We start from the raw sequence: 15421 nt of genomic DNA on the forward strand, positions 1-15421 counted from the left end.
CCATGCAGAAATACCACTTCAAGGGACTAGATTGCCCCGATTGTGCCAATAAACTAGAAAGCGCGCTCAATAAGCAAAGCTATGTCCAAGAAGCGCGCGTGATCTTTAACACCAACACGCTCTATTTAAAAGCCCATGACATGCCCAAAGCCCTAGCGCTCATCAAACAGCTAGAGCCCGAAATGGAGCTCTCTGAGCAAGTCCAAAGCGAGTCTAGACCCAGCGCGACACCCCTGCTCATTAGCATCGTGTTCTACTTGATAGCCGTAGCGACCATCCACTTTAGCACCCAAAATTGGGCGCTTTATTTAAGTTACGCCATCTTAGTTGGGGTGTATGTGGTGGCGGGCAAAGATGTCTTTTTGGGCGCGTTGCGTGCCATTAGAAACAAACAATTCTTTGATGAAAACACGCTCATGCTCAGTGCGACCATCGCCGCCTTTGGGGTGGGTGCGCATGAAGAAGCCGTGTCTATTATGGTCTTTTACTCCGCAGGGGAGTTTTTACAGCAACTCGCCATCGCGCGCTCTAAACAATCTCTGCACGCGCTCTTAGATGTCGCGCCCAATCGTGCGGTGCGCAAGGTGGGGCAGGAAATGCAAGAGGTCGAGCCTAGCGCGCTCTCTATTGGCGATGTCGTAGTGGTCAAGGTGGGGGAGAAGATCCCCACGGATGGCGTGGTGCTCAGTGGGGAGAGTCTGCTAGATCAAAAAGCCCTCACAGGCGAATCCTTGCCGGTCAATGTCAAGGAACATAGCGCGGTGCTAGGGGGAAGTATCAATCTTAAAGGGGTGCTAGAAATCCAAGTGAGCAAGCTCTATGCGGATTCTTCGGTGGCTAAGATTGTGGATTTGGTTTCTAATGCGGTGAGTCAGAAATCTCAAACCGAGAAATTCATCACCACCTTTGCGCGTTATTACACCCCCGCTGTCTTTGGCATCGCCTTGCTCATCGCCTTTATCCCCCCCTTGCTAGGACATGGGGACTTTAATACATGGATTTATCGCGGGCTCTTTGCCTTGATGGTGAGTTGTCCATGCGCGTTGGTGATCTCTGTGCCCTTGGGGTATTTTGGGGGCGTGGGGGCGGCTAGCCGCGCGGGGATTTTGGTAAAAAGCGTGCAAACTTTAGAGGCGCTCAGTCAGGTGAAAAATATCGCTTTTGACAAGACGGGCACTTTGAGCAAGGGAGAATTTAAAGTGGTAGATGTCGTGCCCATCGCCCCCTTCTCTAAAGAAGAGGTGCTAGAACACGCCTCTTGTGCGCAGATTCTCTCCACCCACCCCATTGCCATCTCTATTCAAAAAGCTCACAAACGCCAATGCCAGCATGAAATTGAGGACTATCAAGAGATCGGCGGGCTTGGAGTCAGGGCTAGTTGCCACTCTCACCTCATCATCGCGGGCAATGATAAAATGTTGCACAAATACAATATCCCCCACAACACCTGCAGTTTAGAGGGCACGATCGTGCATGTGGCTGCCAATGGGCAACATGTGGGCTATATTGTGGTGGCAGACACGCTCAAAGATAACGCTAAAGAATGCCTAGATGCGCTCAAGCATGCGGGCATTGAACACATGTGTATTATGAGTGGGGACAATGAGTACAGCACCAAGCGCGTGGCTAAAGCGCTTGATTGCCCCTATTACGCCAATCTCTTGCCTGAGGACAAGCTCAAAGCCTTTGAAGATTTTCAAGCCCAATACCCCCATAAGAGCATGTTTGTGGGCGATGGGATCAACGATGCGCCCACTTTGGCGCGTGCGGATGTGAGCATGAGCATGGGGAGTGCGAGCCAAATTAGCAAGGAGAGTGCGGACATTGTGATCACCAATAACGCCTTAGAATCCGTGCTCAAAGTCTTTAAAATCGCCAAGAAGACCAAGCGAATCATCATTGAAAATATTGTCTTTGCCTTAGGGATCAAGGCGCTTTTCATCGTGCTAGGCTTTTTTGGCATCGCCACTTTATGGGAGGCGGTCTTTGGAGATGTGGGCGTAACCTTGATCGCCCTAGCCAATTCTATGCGCACCATGCGCATTTAAAGAGTGGCTTTGATCGAGCAAATTTGGGAGGCGCTCAAATTGGGCGTGAGCGAATACGAATTCAACACCTATATGCAACTTTTAGACTATGACGCGCACGCCTCCAAAGCCGATCTCTTTGTCTTTTACGCGCCCAATGTGTTGTTGTGCCATTATATCAGCGCGAAATACCGCACGCTTTTAGAAAACACGATCGGCGCGCACAAGGGGTATAAAGTGCAGGTGCAGGTGCGCCCCAAAAGCCAACAGCAACACACCCCCCCTAAACCCTTAAATCTAGCTAAACACAACCCCACCCTCAACCCCGCCTTTTGCTTTGAAACTTTGATTGTGGGTGCGTGCAACCAAATGGCGGTCAAAATCGCCACCCAAGTAGCGCGCCAAAGTGGGGTCTATAACCCCGTACTTTTCTTTGGGGGGGTGGGGTTGGGCAAAACCCATTTGCTCAACGCCATTGGCAATTACGCCTGTGATCAGCTCAAAAGTGTGCTCTATGTTACCGCTGAACAATTTCTCAATGATTATGTGTCTGGGCTTAATAGTCGGAGCATGGATAAATTTCAAGACAAATACCGCTCTTGTGATTATCTCTTGATTGACGATGTGCAATTTTTTGGCGGCAAAGAAAGGGTACAAGAAGAATTTTTTCACACCTTTAACGCCCTGCATGCCCAAAACAAGCAGATTGTGATGAGCTCGGACAAGCCCCCTAAGGACATTAAGGGTTTAGCCGAGAGACTCCTCTCGCGCTTTGAAATGGGTATAATTGCTAGCGTGCATCCCCCTACCCTAGAGACAAAGCTGGCGATTATTGAGCAAAAATGCCAACTAGATAAGATAGAAATCCATCAAGAAGTTTTGCACTATCTAGCGAGCCATCTCAATGAGAATATCCGCCAGATTGAGGGCACTCTCTTGCGCCTCAGCGCGAGGGCTGCCCTCAGCCACCAACCTATCACCTTGCAAATGGCGCAAAATGTCGTGCAAGAAACTACCAAAGAACGCGCTCAAGAGATCAGTCTAGAGCGCATTTTAAGAGTGGTCGCCTCTACTCTCAATCTCAAACCCTCCGCCATTCAGAGCAACGCACGCACGCGTCAGATTAGTTTGGCTAAAAAGAGCGTGATTTACCTAGCCCGCCAGCTCACCCCCCATTCTAGCATCACCATCGCACAATTTCTAGGGCTTAAAGACCATAGCGCGGTGAGCAAATCCTTAAAACTAATGCAACAGACCATGCTTGAGGATTCTCAGAGTAAATTACTTGTAGAAGAGATGGCGCACAAACTCCAAACTCAATAACTAGCTATGTTATAATAGATTTTCTCATTTCATCTTCAATTTTTCAATAAGGCTGGCGATGCATTCTTACATGGGCGATAAAATAAAAGTTCTCAAAGGGCTAGAAGCGGTCAGAAAACGCCCGGGCATGTATATTGGCGATACAGGAGTCAATGGGCTACACCACATGGTTTATGAAGTGGTGGACAACGCGGTGGATGAGAGCATGGCCGGGTATTGCGATCACATCAAAGTAACCTTAAGTCAATATGGATCATGCATTGTGGAGGACAATGGACGCGGAATCCCTGTGGATATCCACCCCACAGAGGGCATCCCTGCTGCCACAGTGGTACTGACTATCTTGCATGCCGGGGGCAAGTTCGATCAAGAGAGCTATAAGGTATCTGGAGGCTTGCATGGGGTGGGGGTGAGTGTGGTCAACGCGCTCTCTATCAAGCTCATCATGACTATCTATCGGGACGGGCAGATTTACCGCCAAGAATTTGAAAAGGGGATTGCGACCACCCCCCTAGAGGTAGTGGGCACAACTAAAAAGCGCGGGACGACCATTGAGTTTTTCCCTGATCCTAGCATTATGGAGGTGGTGGCATTTGATAGCGCGATACTCAAACGCCGTTTTCAAGAAATGGCTTATTTGAACAATAAAATCACCCTAGAGTTTCACGACCAACCCGCTCAAATACATGAAAGCTACCACTATCAAGACGGCTTAAAGCAATTCATTTTAGACAAGCAAACAACCCCGCTCATCTCTGAGATCATCGCTTTTAGCGCGCAGGTGGAGGGTATGGAGGTAGAAGTAGCTCTAGCTTATAATGAAAGCTATGAAGAACAAACTTTTAGCTTTGTGAATAATATCCGCACCCTAGAGGGGGGCACGCATGAGAGTGGGTTTAAGATGGGCTTGAGCAAAGCCATTTTAAGCTACATCCAAGAGAGCAATAGCAGGGAGGGTTCTAGTGTGGTGCAAGAGGATGTTAGGGAGGGCTTGAGCGCGATCATTAGTCTTAAACTCTTAGACCCCCAATTTGAGGGGCAGACCAAAGCCAAACTAGGGAGCTCTTTTGTGCGCCCCATTGTGGCTAAGCTCGTCTATGAGAAGGTGGCAAAATACTTTGAGGAGAATCCTAGCATCGCTAGGGCGGTTGTACAAAAAGTCTTGCTCGCCGCGCGGGGGCGTGAGGCGGCTAAAAAAGCGCGTGAGATCACGCGTAAAAAAGACGCTTTGAGTGTGGGGACATTGCCGGGCAAACTGGCTGATTGCCAAAGCAAAGACCCTAGAGAATCTGAGCTTTATTTGGTGGAGGGGGATAGCGCGGGGGGGTCAGCCAAACAGGGGAGAGATCGCACCTTTCAGGCGATCTTACCCTTACGGGGCAAGATCCTCAATGTAGAAAAAGCCCATTTGGGCAAGATTCTCAAATCCGAAGAGATCAAGAACATGATTACTGCCTTTGGGTGTGGGGTGGGCAAGGAATTTAACTTAGAGAAGTTGCGCTACCATAAAATCATCATCATGACCGATGCGGATGTGGATGGGAGTCATATCCAAACTTTGCTGATGACCTTCTTTTTTCGCCATTTAAAGCCCCTGATCGAACATGGGCATGTCTACATCGCCCAACCCCCTTTGTACCGCTTTAAAAAGAAGAAGATCGAGCGTTATTTGCGCGATGAACGGGAATTGAACCACTTCTTGATCGAGCATGGGATTGATAGCATGGAGATTGAGGGCATGGGGCGTAATGATCTCTTGGACTTGCTCAAGACTTTGAGCACGTATCGCTCCATCTTGCAAGAATTGGCAAAACGCTCTGTATTGCTTGAAGTGTTGCGCTACTTGGTAGAACATCGCATGGAGGGCTTGGGCTTTGAGGCGATCGCAGCGCGTTTAGAGAGTCTTTTCAAAGGGTTACACTATCGTATCTTGACCCAACAAGTCTCAGATCAGGGTGCGCATTTCTTTGTACAAACTCCCTTGGGGCTTGTAGAGGTGGGTGTGGATCGCGCGCTCTTGCAGGACCCGCTATTTTTAGAGGCAAAAGCCTTATTCACACGCATTCAAGAGATTGACATGGAGGCTTTGGGCATGGATGCCTTGGACTTTTTAGATAAGGTCGAGCAGAGTGCTAAAACAGGGGCGTATATCCAGCGCTACAAGGGCTTAGGGGAGATGAATCCCGATCAACTTTGGGAAACCACGATGGCACTAGAAAACCGCGCTCTCTTGCGGGTTTGCTTAGAGGACGAAGCAAGAGCTGATGCGGCGTTTAACTTGCTCATGGGCGATGAGGTCGAACCTAGACGCGCATACATCCACACGCATGCTAAGGATGTGAAACATCTAGATGTGTGAGAGGGACTACTCTAGTCTAAGACTGTATCCTTTCGGAGAGCTGTAAAGATGGCTAAAGTGATGCCAAAAATTGGCTTCATAAGCGTTGGGATTGCGCTTGATGCGGCAGTGAAAGCCTCGCAACATTTCTTCAAAGGGGAGATGGTTCTCTACAATACAAGCTAAAATTTCTTGACGCACTCTGAGTTGCATCACGCGATAGCCTTGTTGAGAAGAAATAAGCGCATCTTCTTTAACAATTTTAAAGCTTTGGGTGGCAAAATTGGCTTCTACAATGGGTGCGACGACTTTATCAAAAATGTCGTTAGTGGGGATAAAATTCACAATTTGGTAAGCTTTATAAGCAGAGAGTTTGAGAAAACCCATGAGCTTATGGGGATCGTAGGTGAAAGTCCTTGCGTAGGACTGCGTATATTTGATGGGTAGGTCTTTTTTAAGAGTGTGGGTTTCTTCTTGCCACTGCACGAGATCGGCGGTTTTAAATTCTAGGGTGAGTGTATCGGTGGGTACTAAACACTTTACGGGAGTTTCGCGGTGTGTACGACTATAAAGATCACAAATCTTGCTACATTCCGCTATATCATTATGCGTATTGATGCGCTTAATGATAGCATCTCGACTACTCTCTTGCAAATAAGGGGTGGCAATGGGCATAACATAGGCGGGGCTAGTCAAACGAATCAGTTTTTCTAATTGCTGTTTTTGTCCCTCAAGGTAGGCGTTGTGCAACGCCCTTTTCTCCTGCCCGTTATAATTATCCACACAAAAGGGGAAGCCTGAAGTCTCCCCAAAAAAGGCGGTGCACAGTAGAGTAAGTCCGCTGGGTAAATTAAAGCGGTTGATGTAGCTGGCATAAGGATTAATGAGTACGTCATGCCCACATAGACACAAATAAAGCCCACTCTCCTCTGAACCATCCCCGGCCTTAAAAACACTGAATTGGAAAAACGAGCTAAACTCATAGATTTCTTGAAATTCTAGGGGGAAAATATTAGAAAAACCTAAGTTTTTAAGCGCACGCTCAATGCTTTTAGAGGCAAAATTGCCCACAATAAAGGGTTTACTTCTAGGAACAAAGGCTAAAGTTTGGGGATGCAAACAACTAGAGCGGTTAGAGGAAATAAAGATAAAATCCGCTTGTACTAAGCAATGCACCGCTTCTTTGCAACTTGCGTTTTCTAAATAGCTAGCCCCTAAAAAGGCCGGACCTAGTAGCCATGGATCGGTGATGAATCTGATCCCACCTGCTTCAATATACAAACAAGCATGGTTGAGATAACGGATTTTAAAATCCCCCTTAAAGCTAGATTGATAGGGGTTGGCTAAATCCGTAGAGGTTTCTATTTGCAGGGTGCGCCCTTCAAGGCGGTATTTCAAAGGCTGTTTCTTGTGCCCGTTGTCATAACTCAAATTACTCAAGTGTAAGTTCCACATGCAATGTGGGCAGGAAGCAATACCCCTATTATGCAAGAGCTTATCGCCCTTGTGATCGCAGATGGTATCAATGATCCAATCCACCTCTGGTTTTTCGCCCATTTTGACATGTTTTTTCATTTTAATGATGAATTCGCCCATGTCATTGATCCCTTCTAACAACCCCCGCACAGAGAGACTTTGAGTATTAGTATTGGTTTCAAAAAGCCCTACGCGCCGCAATTTGATGGGCGCGGGCGAGGTAGAAGCTTTCTTAGGCGGCAAAGCGGGCATAGAGGCTCCATAGGCTAAAAGTAAAGGCGTATTATACTAAAATTCTTGCAAATAAAACCCCCACACACATAAGGATTAGTATGGCATTACTGGTAGATAGTAGAAGTGGTGTAGCCATAGAGAGCTTTGAGCGCGCCTTGCTTAACCCTAGCTCTATGCAAGGCTTGTGTGTACCCCAAAACCTCCCCCAAGTGGATTTTTCTACCTATCTGCCCTTGAGTTACGCCCAAGCCACTCATACCCTCTTTGAAACATTGGAGCTTGGTTTACAAAATACCCTCTTAGCGCGCGCGCTAGCGCGCTATTCTAAATTTAATGCCATCGCCCCCCTGCATGCCTTGCAGGGCTTTAAAACTCCCCTATATGTCCAAGAACTTTTTCATGGTCCCACTCTAGCCTTTAAAGACATGGCTTTACAACCTTTTGGGGTCTTGCTCTCAGGGCTAGCCCAACAGCGCCAAGAAAAGTATTTGATCATGGTGGCTACCAGTGGGGACACCGGTCCAGCCACCCTAGCTAGCTTTGCCAATCTGCCCAATACCTGCGTTTGTTGTTTGTATCCGGCTAAGGGCACAAGCTTGATTCAAGCTTTACAAATGCAGAGCATGGACGCGCCCAATCTCAAGGTGCTAGGCTTAGAGGGAAATTTTGATGACGCACAAAGCGCGCTCAAAGCCCTTTTGCACGATGAAGACTTTCAAACACATTTAGCCCAAAAAGATTTACGTCTGAGCGTGGCTAATTCGATCAATTTTGGGCGCATTGTGTTTCAAATGGTCTATCACATTTGGGGGTATTTGGATTTGGTGCGCACAGGAGCGATCCGGTATGGCGATTTGGTTAAAATTCTCGTGCCTAGTGGGAATTTTGGCAATGCTTTAGGCGCGTTCTATGCTAAAGCGATGGGCTTACCTGTGGAAAAAATCAGCGTGGTGTCTAATGCTAATGATGTGCTCACCGAGTTTTTCAATACAGGAGTTTATGATCTGCGCACCCGTAGTTTGCTCAAAACCCCCTCCCCAGCCATGGACATTCTCAAAAGCTCCAATGTGGAACGCCTGCTTTTTGCCCTCTTTGGGCACACACGCACCCAAGCGTGCATGCAAGAGCTCCAAGATCGCAAGCACTACACCCTTACCTCTAGCGAATTGCAGAGCGTGCGCGCGCATTTTGAAGCCTTTAGCTGCGATGACGCGCATTGCTTGGAGACGATCGCGCGTGTTTATCACGATCGCCACTATTTAATAGATCCCCACACCGCCACCGCGCTTTATGCTTACGAACGCCTTGAGAGTCGCCTGCCCTGCGTGGTGGTCTCCACTGCCTCATGGAGCAAATTTGCCCACACCACTGCCCTAGCTCTAGGAAAACAAGCCAAAAACGATCAAGAGGCTTTACAAGTTTTAGCTAAAGAGGGAATCACCCCCCCAACCAGCGTGCAAGAGCTCTTAAGTAAGCCCCTTGCGCATAAGGATCGCGTGGGGGTGAGTGATCTACAGCATTACATCAAAGCGTGGTTGGAAAATTTTTAGCGCGCGTTGCGCACTAACCCCTCCTTGTTTGCTAATGGACTTCGCGCCACACCTTTTGTTTCCACGCGTAGGCGAGCAAGGTCATCACCGCAAAGAAGATCATGATCTTAAACCCGATCTCATCTCTTTGGTGTTTCTTGCTATCCCCCACTTTTTCTAGATAATTGATGATTTGTTCTTGAGACTCTTTGCTCAAGCCCACTCTAGGCATGGCTGTCCCGGGGAGGAGTTTTTGAGGGTCGTTGATAAAGACTTCTAGCTTTTCGCGCCCTAGTGAGCGAATCATCATAGAGAGATCGGGGACTTCTGCGCCCAAATAGCGGTGTAAGTCTTTAGGATCGCTGAGCGCGTGCATTTTGTCGTACTTGATGTCATGGCAACGCTGGCAGGCTTGCGCAAAGACTTCTTTATCCTCTAATTTCTTGGGCGCGATAGAAACTAGGTAAGCCACAATATCGGATAAATCCTGATCGCTAAATTGGGCAAAAGCGGGCATGGGATAGGGGTTGTCGTCCTTGTATTTGTGGGCGAGTTTTGCCGTTTTGACGGGGTCTTTGATGAAGTGGGCTAAAAATTGGGGGTTTAGCACACTGCCCACATGAGAGAGATCGGGGGGCACGACCCCAAAGCTCGCCCCCGCGCTGGCATGATCCATAGGAGCGGGGATTTTCTGGCTCTCAATACTATGGCAGGCGGTGCAGTTTTGGGTTACTAAATCCTTGCCCTTGGCCGCATCGCCCTTACTCAAGTCTATAGGCGTTAAGTCTTTAAAGGCAAAGTCAGCCGGGGCTACCTTGGGCTCCATCACGCTATGGGCATAGGGCTCCACCCCCCAATAAAGCACCCCGATCACCACGATTAAAATCGCTAGGATTTTAAGCTCTTTCATTACGCCCCCCTTTTCTTTTCAGCGCGCGCAATCAAGGGCAACACCACAAAGAAGAGTGCCAAGAAGACGATGGAAGCCACAAAGCCCACATATTTATTATTGCCCACAGGGGGTAACTTGCCATAGATGGTGAGCACCACCATGTCCACCACGAGCACCCAGAACCAAATCTGAAAGCCCTTGCGTTGGTGGGCGGGCTTGACCACAGGGCTATTGTCCAAAAAGGGCAAGAGGAAGAAGATCACTTGCGCCACCCCAAAGGCGACTAGCCCTAAATTGCCATTAAAAAAGAAGCCCCGTAAGACCTCATAACTCCATAGAAAATACCATTCGGGGTAAATGTGGTGGGGGGTTTTAAGGCTGTTGGCGCGCTCAAAGTTAATCGGATCCATGGCAAATTCGTAGTGATAGCACACCAAATAGAAGAAAAAGACCATAAAGGCACAGACCACAAAAATATCCTTAGAGAGAAAGACGGGCCAAAAGGGGATGACCTTAGATTCTTTCTTTTTGCCCTCTTTGAACTTCTGTTCTTCGGCTTCAAAGTCCAGCACTTCTCCCTCTTGGTTATTGACATGGGGGATGCGCAAAGAATAAAAATGCATGCCCACGATAGTTAAGATCACTACGGGCAATAAAAAGACATGCAACATAAAAAAGCGTGTGAGTGTCGCGTCTGCCACGACATAGTTCCCCCGAATCCACACGAGTAGATCCGGACCAATGACGGGGATTTTGCCAAATAACTCCGTGATCACTGAGGCTGCCCAATAGCTCATCTGCCCCCAAGGCAACATGTACCCGCTAAAGGCTTCTGCACTAAAGATCACAAACAAGAGCATCCCGCTGATCCAAATCATCTCACGACCCTTTTTATAAGAGCCATAGTAGATCGCCACAAACATATGGATGTAGAGGATCACAAAGATCATGCTAGCGGCCGTGGCGTGGATATGCCGCCACAACCATCCATAGGCAACCTCTTGCATGATGGTGAAATTCACGCTGTCATAGGCGAGTTTAGCGTCCGGCTTGTAATACATCAACAAGAAAATGCCCGAGATCACGAGCAAGCCAAAGAGGGTGAGCAAGATCACCCCCATCGCCCATAAGAAGTTAATGTTTTTAGGAATCCAGTACTCTGTCATCAACACTTTGGTAAGTTTCTTCACCCCCAAGCGTTGATCGAGCCAATCTAGTAGCCCCGTTGCTTTCTTTATTTCTGCCATTCTCTATCCTTTATGCGTGCGCGACCATGGTTTTATACTCTGGACCCACTTCGCCAAAGGTGATCTTAGAGCCCTCTAATTTAAAGGGGGGGATTTCAAAGGGGCGAGGCGGGGGGGTGCCTGGGATATTCACCCCATTACTGGTAAAACGCCCCCCATGGCAGGGGCATAAAAAGCCTTGCTGGATGGATTGGAAATTGGGGATACAACCTAAATGGGTGCAAATTTGAATCCCCACGGTGAACACCCCGCCTTGAATCTTGAAATCGCGCTTGGGATCAAAAGCGTCTTTGGGGTCTTTTTTGATGATGTAAACCGGCTTGCCCCGCCACTCTACGCTAGAAAACTCCCCATCTTTCATATTGCTCACATCCACGCTTGTAAAGCCTGCGGACACCACGCTAGGCAAGGGGTCCCAAGTTTTTTTCATGGCGACCAAGCTAGCTAGCGCGCCCGCGCCCGCCACCCCAGCCAAAGCCATGCTCAAAAAATCGCGCCGATTCATCTCCGCCATCATTGCTCCTAACTTAAGTTTGATTGCAAAATGCGATTTTACATGAAAAAGTCTAATACTATCCTTTTGGGTGTAAGCTATGTTAAAATGTGTAAAGCAAGGAGTGATCGTTGGGTATGAACATTATCGAGAGACTGCTAAGAACGGTTTTGTATGTGATGGCATGCAGTTATACCCTGTCCGCCCTAAATTCAACCCGAATTAAAGAATGCTATAAAGACTTAGGGAAAGAGTGCGGGTTATGGACCAAGGGCTTTGATCAGATTCAAAAGATTGTGATTCATCCGGCAAAAATAGAGCTTACTCAAGAGCAAATTAAAGCGGAGCAGGGAGATGAAGACACCAAGCTGTGTTTGGCATGGCACTTTAACCCCAAGAGCTTAAAAGAGTTTTTTAAGAGAAGTGAAACCTATGAGGATGGCTCACCCCGTCATGACTATGACTATTCCCCTTGCCACATCACGGGGAGTTTTATGCTAGAGGGGCAAAAATACACCTTTGAGATTAATGGGGGCGGGTATTTTGAGATTTACGATTCCAAGGGCAAGACTTATTACTTGGGTTGTAACTCTTATCGTTATACAGACTCTGGGGACATTGTTTCCAATCCCAAATGCGCTAAATTTTTACCGGATTTTTAGATGAAAAACACCCTAGATCAACTCCTTTTGTTTTTACAAACCCAGAGCGCACAAAGGGGTTTTAAGCGCTTTTTAGTGGGGATGAGTGGGGGGGTGGATAGCGCGCTAGTGGGGGTGTTATGCCAAAAAGTCCTGCCCACGCACGCGCTGATCATGCCCGCTACCCACTCCTCTAGCGCAACGGAGGATGCGATTTTGCTCTGTGAGCGTTTTAACATTCCCCATACACAACGCCCCATCGCGCCCTATGAAGCGTTATTTAAAGAGCAAAATCCCAATGTGAGTTTAGGACGGCTAGGCAATTTTTGCGCGCGCATGCGCATGAACTTGCTCTATGATTTTTCTGTGGAGATTGAGGCGTTAGTGGTGGGTACAAGCAATAAGAGTGAGATCATGTTAGGCTATGGCACGCTTTTTGGGGATTTGGCATGGCTAATTAACCCCATTGCCCACCTGTTTAAAAGCCAGGTTTACACCCTAGCCCGTGCCTTAGAAATCCCTGCAAATATTTTAAACAAACCCCCTAGCGCGGATCTCTATAGTGAGCAGAGCGATGAGGCAGATTTAGGCTTTAGCTACGCGCTCATTGACCCCCTCTTAGCAGAGATTAGCGCGCGTTGGGATCGCCCTACACACATCGAGTCTAGAGTGCTATGCGATCTAGGGTATGCGCCCGATTTGGTGGCAAGCATTGTCTCAAGGGTGCAAAAAAACGCCTTCAAAAGCCAGCCTCCTAGTTTGCTATGACTTGGATTGAGCGCTATTTTTACACCCCTAGCACGGGGCAGAAACTCTTAGCTTACACGCTTTTGCCTATCTCGCTCATTTATGGAGGTGTTGCCACCCTCAAGCGTGCCCTAGCCCCTTATGAAGACTTAGGGGTTCCCATTATTAGTATTGGTAATTTAGTGGTGGGGGGGAGTGGCAAAACCCCCTTGATTTTAGAGATCGCCAAAGCCCTAGAATCCTTGCATGTGGGCATAGTGAGTCGGGGTTATGGGCGCAATTCTAGAGGTTTGGTGGTGGTGAGTGAACGGGGGGATATTTTGGTGAGTCAAGAAGAGGCGGGCGATGAGGCGTTTTTGTGCGCGAGTCGTTTAAGGGCTAGTGTGGTGGTGAGCACGAATCGCAAAGCGGGCGTTCTCAAGGCTAAGGACTTGGGCGCGCAGGTGATCTTATTAGATGATGGGTTTCGCTTTAACTTTAAGAAATTAAATGTAGTGCTCAAGCCCGAACGCGCGCCCTTTTTTAATTTTGTGTTGCCCAGCGGAGCGTATCGGGAGTTTTTGCATGCCTATAAAAAAGCGGATCTGCTCTTGCAAGAGGGGCGTGATTATACCCGTAAAGCATGGGTAAGCAACCCTAGCCCTAGAATGTTGCTAGTTACTGCCATTGCCAACCCTAGCCGTTTAGACCCTTATTTGCCCCCAGTGGTGGGCAAACTCTATTTTAAAGACCATGCCCGCTTTGGTCGGCGCGCCCTAGAAAAAGCCTTTGCACAATACGGGGCGACTTCTCTACTGGTTACCACCAAAGACGCGGTTAAACTGCTAGATTGCTCCCTGCCCTTGAGTGTGTTAGAACTCCAACTGCAGATCAACTCCATGTATCAAGAAGCTATTTTGGCATATGTTCTTCAAAATTAATACTGGCATAATCACTTATCATAGATTTATACACCAACCAAATTTGACATACTCGCTATAGCTGAAGTTAGTGGACTTATGGCACAGTTTGCAAATCACGGCTAAGGCAACATACGCCCTAGCATTCCCAACTCTCCTACTCTTGCAGAATACACCACTCCCGCTTAAAGCTTGGGAGAATCTCAAAGCAAGCTCCCAACTCCACCGCCTCAATGATGCCTAATCCCCCAAAAGCATTTTGGCGTTCTTGCAACCTAGATTATTTCCCATTTTGCAGGCTTTTTAAAATGTTCATAAGCCATTTTCTTTATCCTTGCCCACGCCATGACCATTGCATACATCACCCCCAAATTATTATAAGCAGGCGCAATTCCCGCATTAGCAGCCTTTTGGTAATACTCTAGGGCTTTAAAATAGTCTTTGCTAATACCTAGACCTTGAGTGTACATAAATCCCATACCATAATACCCTCCAGCAACTCCCCTATCCGCCGCTCTTTTAGCACACTCAAACGCCTTAGTATAATTCTTTTGTTGGCAATACGCTTGTGCCTGCTTGAAAAGCTCTTATGCTTTGCTATTCCCTGCATGGCAAAGCCCCACCAACAAAAACAACGCCCCGATCAAACTTAAAACACAACTCTTGGACATGCCACCCCCTTTAGATCAATCCTTATTCAAAGCTTGGGCTAGTAATTGCACCAGCTGGGCGGTGTTAGTGGTGGTGTGGGCGGAAATGGGCAGAATAAAAACAGGCTTGGGATCGCCCAAACTCGCTTCAAAGGCATGCAAGATCGATTCAAGTTGCGCTGTCTCTAGGATGTCTATTTTATTGAGCGCGATTGCAAACTTCTTTTGGCTTAAGGCTTGCGAGAAACCCATAAGTTCAGCGCGCAACTGCCGGTATTGTTGGAACAAATCCAAGCCTACATCTAGCACAAAGAGCAAAAGGCGCGTGCGCTCAATGTGCTTTAAGAATGCCAGTCCTAAGCCCTTACCCTGGCTAGCCCCCTCAATCACCCCCGGGATGTCGGCGATCACAAATTCTTTAAAATCCCCCACAGAAACCACGCCCAGATTGGGCACTAAGGTCGTAAAGGCATAATTGGCGATCTTGGGGCGCGCGTTGGACACCACACTAATTAAGGTAGATTTGCCCACATTGGGAAAACCCACCAAGCCCACATCAGCAATGAGCTTAAGCTCTAGGCGCACGCATTTTTCTACCCCCTCTAGCCCCTTTTGGGCATAGGTGGGGCGTTGTTGCACCGCATTTTTAAAGCGCGCATTGCCCATCCCTCCCTTACCTCCCTCTAAAATTTTAATAGGCGCGCCACATACCACAAAATCCCCTAAAAGCTCTCCGCTTTGCTGATCATAAATCTGTGTCCCCGGGGGCACAATTAAAGTGATACTCTCCCCCTTTTTGCCACTGCACAGCTTAGGACCCCCGGGTGCGCCGTTTTTGGCTTTGTAATGCTTTTTACCCCTAAAAGCCCCTAAAGTGTCTGTATTGCCACTCACCTGCACGAAGACATCGCCCCCATCGCCCCCA

The 15421-nt window shown here is 48.0% G+C and carries 13 protein-coding genes; 7 read left to right on the forward strand and 6 right to left on the reverse strand.

The window, feature by feature from the left end:
• Positions 1 to 2 precede the first annotated feature (2 nt).
• From C6G87_RS05075 to gyrB, 3 genes are read left to right on the forward strand one after another with little or no spacing between them, the layout of a single operon-like run.
• On the forward strand, positions 3 to 2048 hold the full coding sequence (locus tag C6G87_RS05075) for a heavy metal translocating P-type ATPase (RefSeq protein ID WP_104752439.1): 2046 nt from the start codon (positions 3 to 5) through the stop codon (positions 2046 to 2048).
• Positions 2049 to 2057: 9 nt separating this feature from the next.
• Positions 2058 to 3350, forward strand: coding sequence for a chromosomal replication initiator protein DnaA (gene dnaA / locus C6G87_RS05080; RefSeq protein WP_104752440.1), 1293 nt, complete (start codon positions 2058 to 2060; stop codon positions 3348 to 3350).
• Between the two features lie 58 nt (positions 3351 to 3408).
• The gene (gene gyrB / locus C6G87_RS05085) at positions 3409 to 5709 is read left to right on the forward strand and encodes a DNA topoisomerase (ATP-hydrolyzing) subunit B (RefSeq protein ID WP_104752441.1); all 2301 of its coding nucleotides are present in this window, start codon (positions 3409 to 3411) and stop codon (positions 5707 to 5709) included.
• Between the two features lie 6 nt (positions 5710 to 5715).
• Here the strand turns inward: gyrB and C6G87_RS05090 are convergent, their stop codons facing one another.
• A complete protein-coding gene (locus C6G87_RS05090; protein ID WP_104752442.1) occupies positions 5716 to 7416 on the reverse strand; it encodes an MBL fold metallo-hydrolase in 1701 nt (566 codons plus the stop codon).
• 80 nt (positions 7417 to 7496) lie between these two features.
• Here C6G87_RS05090 and thrC point away from each other — a divergent pair, with 80 nt between their 5' ends.
• The gene (thrC, locus tag C6G87_RS05095; RefSeq protein WP_104752443.1) at positions 7497 to 8948 is read left to right on the forward strand and encodes a threonine synthase; all 1452 of its coding nucleotides are present in this window, start codon (positions 7497 to 7499) and stop codon (positions 8946 to 8948) included.
• A 31-nt stretch (positions 8949 to 8979) separates the two neighbouring features.
• On the opposite strand, the gene C6G87_RS05100 is transcribed toward thrC, so the two are convergent.
• Genes C6G87_RS05100 through petA form a run of 3 tightly spaced genes read right to left on the reverse strand, consistent with a single transcriptional unit; the run spans position 8980 to position 11580 of the window.
• Positions 8980 to 9837, reverse strand: coding sequence for a c-type cytochrome (locus tag C6G87_RS05100; RefSeq protein WP_104752444.1), 858 nt, complete (start codon positions 9835 to 9837; stop codon positions 8980 to 8982).
• A complete protein-coding gene (locus C6G87_RS05105) occupies positions 9837 to 11066 on the reverse strand; it encodes a cytochrome b (RefSeq protein ID WP_104752445.1) in 1230 nt (409 codons plus the stop codon). Before C6G87_RS05105 ends, C6G87_RS05100 begins: the two co-directional genes overlap by 1 nt.
• A 10-nt stretch (positions 11067 to 11076) precedes the next feature.
• A complete protein-coding gene (gene petA / locus C6G87_RS05110; RefSeq protein ID WP_104752446.1) occupies positions 11077 to 11580 on the reverse strand; it encodes a ubiquinol-cytochrome c reductase iron-sulfur subunit in 504 nt (167 codons plus the stop codon).
• 110 nt (positions 11581 to 11690) lie between these two features.
• On the opposite strand from petA, the gene C6G87_RS05115 reads away from it, so the two are divergent.
• The 3 genes from C6G87_RS05115 to C6G87_RS05125 are packed head-to-tail and all read left to right on the forward strand — an operon-like array spanning position 11691 to position 13867.
• Positions 11691 to 12221: a hypothetical protein gene (locus tag C6G87_RS05115; RefSeq protein WP_233709024.1), complete on the forward strand. Its 531-nt coding sequence runs from the start codon at positions 11691 to 11693 to the stop codon at positions 12219 to 12221.
• Positions 12222 to 12968 (forward strand): NAD(+) synthase, encoded by a 747-nt coding sequence (gene nadE / locus C6G87_RS05120; RefSeq protein WP_104752448.1) that lies wholly within the window; start codon positions 12222 to 12224, stop codon positions 12966 to 12968.
• Entirely contained in the window at positions 12965 to 13867 is a 903-nt protein-coding gene (locus tag C6G87_RS05125) for a tetraacyldisaccharide 4'-kinase (RefSeq protein ID WP_104752449.1), read from the forward strand. The genes nadE and C6G87_RS05125 overlap by 4 nt, the downstream gene beginning before the upstream one ends.
• Before the next feature lie 254 nt (positions 13868 to 14121).
• Here C6G87_RS05125 and C6G87_RS05130 read toward each other — a convergent pair whose 3' ends face one another.
• Complete coding sequence (locus C6G87_RS05130) at positions 14122 to 14325, reverse strand: SEL1-like repeat protein (protein WP_104752450.1); 204 nt, start codon at positions 14323 to 14325, stop codon at positions 14122 to 14124.
• A 207-nt stretch (positions 14326 to 14532) separates the two neighbouring features.
• A partial coding sequence (gene obgE, locus C6G87_RS05135; protein WP_104752451.1) for a GTPase ObgE occupies positions 14533 to 15421 on the reverse strand: 889 nt, incomplete at its 5' end.

Origin of the sequence: Helicobacter baculiformis (assembly GCF_900197685.1) — a bacterium.
GTDB lineage: Bacteria > Campylobacterota > Campylobacteria > Campylobacterales > Helicobacteraceae > Helicobacter > Helicobacter baculiformis.

Bases quoted from the DNA above. Each gene is read 5' to 3' on its own strand.
- C6G87_RS05125 (WP_104752449.1), top strand. From the start codon at position 12,965: ATGACTTGGATTGAGCGCTATTTTTACACCCCTAGCACGGGGCAGAAA.
- gyrB (WP_104752441.1), top strand. From the start codon at position 3,409: ATGCATTCTTACATGGGCGATAAAATAAAAGTTCTCAAAGGGCTAGAA.
- C6G87_RS05075 (WP_104752439.1), top strand. From the start codon at position 3: ATGCAGAAATACCACTTCAAGGGACTAGATTGCCCCGATTGTGCCAAT.
- petA (WP_104752446.1), bottom strand. From the start codon at position 11,580: ATGGCGGAGATGAATCGGCGCGATTTTTTGAGCATGGCTTTGGCTGGG.
- C6G87_RS05130 (WP_104752450.1), bottom strand. From the start codon at position 14,325: ATGGGATTTATGTACACTCAAGGTCTAGGTATTAGCAAAGACTATTTT.
- C6G87_RS05105 (WP_104752445.1), bottom strand. From the start codon at position 11,066: ATGGCAGAAATAAAGAAAGCAACGGGGCTACTAGATTGGCTCGATCAA.
- C6G87_RS05090 (WP_104752442.1), bottom strand. From the start codon at position 7,416: ATGCCCGCTTTGCCGCCTAAGAAAGCTTCTACCTCGCCCGCGCCCATC.
- thrC (WP_104752443.1), top strand. From the start codon at position 7,497: ATGGCATTACTGGTAGATAGTAGAAGTGGTGTAGCCATAGAGAGCTTT.
- nadE (WP_104752448.1), top strand. From the start codon at position 12,222: ATGAAAAACACCCTAGATCAACTCCTTTTGTTTTTACAAACCCAGAGC.
- C6G87_RS05100 (WP_104752444.1), bottom strand. From the start codon at position 9,837: ATGAAAGAGCTTAAAATCCTAGCGATTTTAATCGTGGTGATCGGGGTG.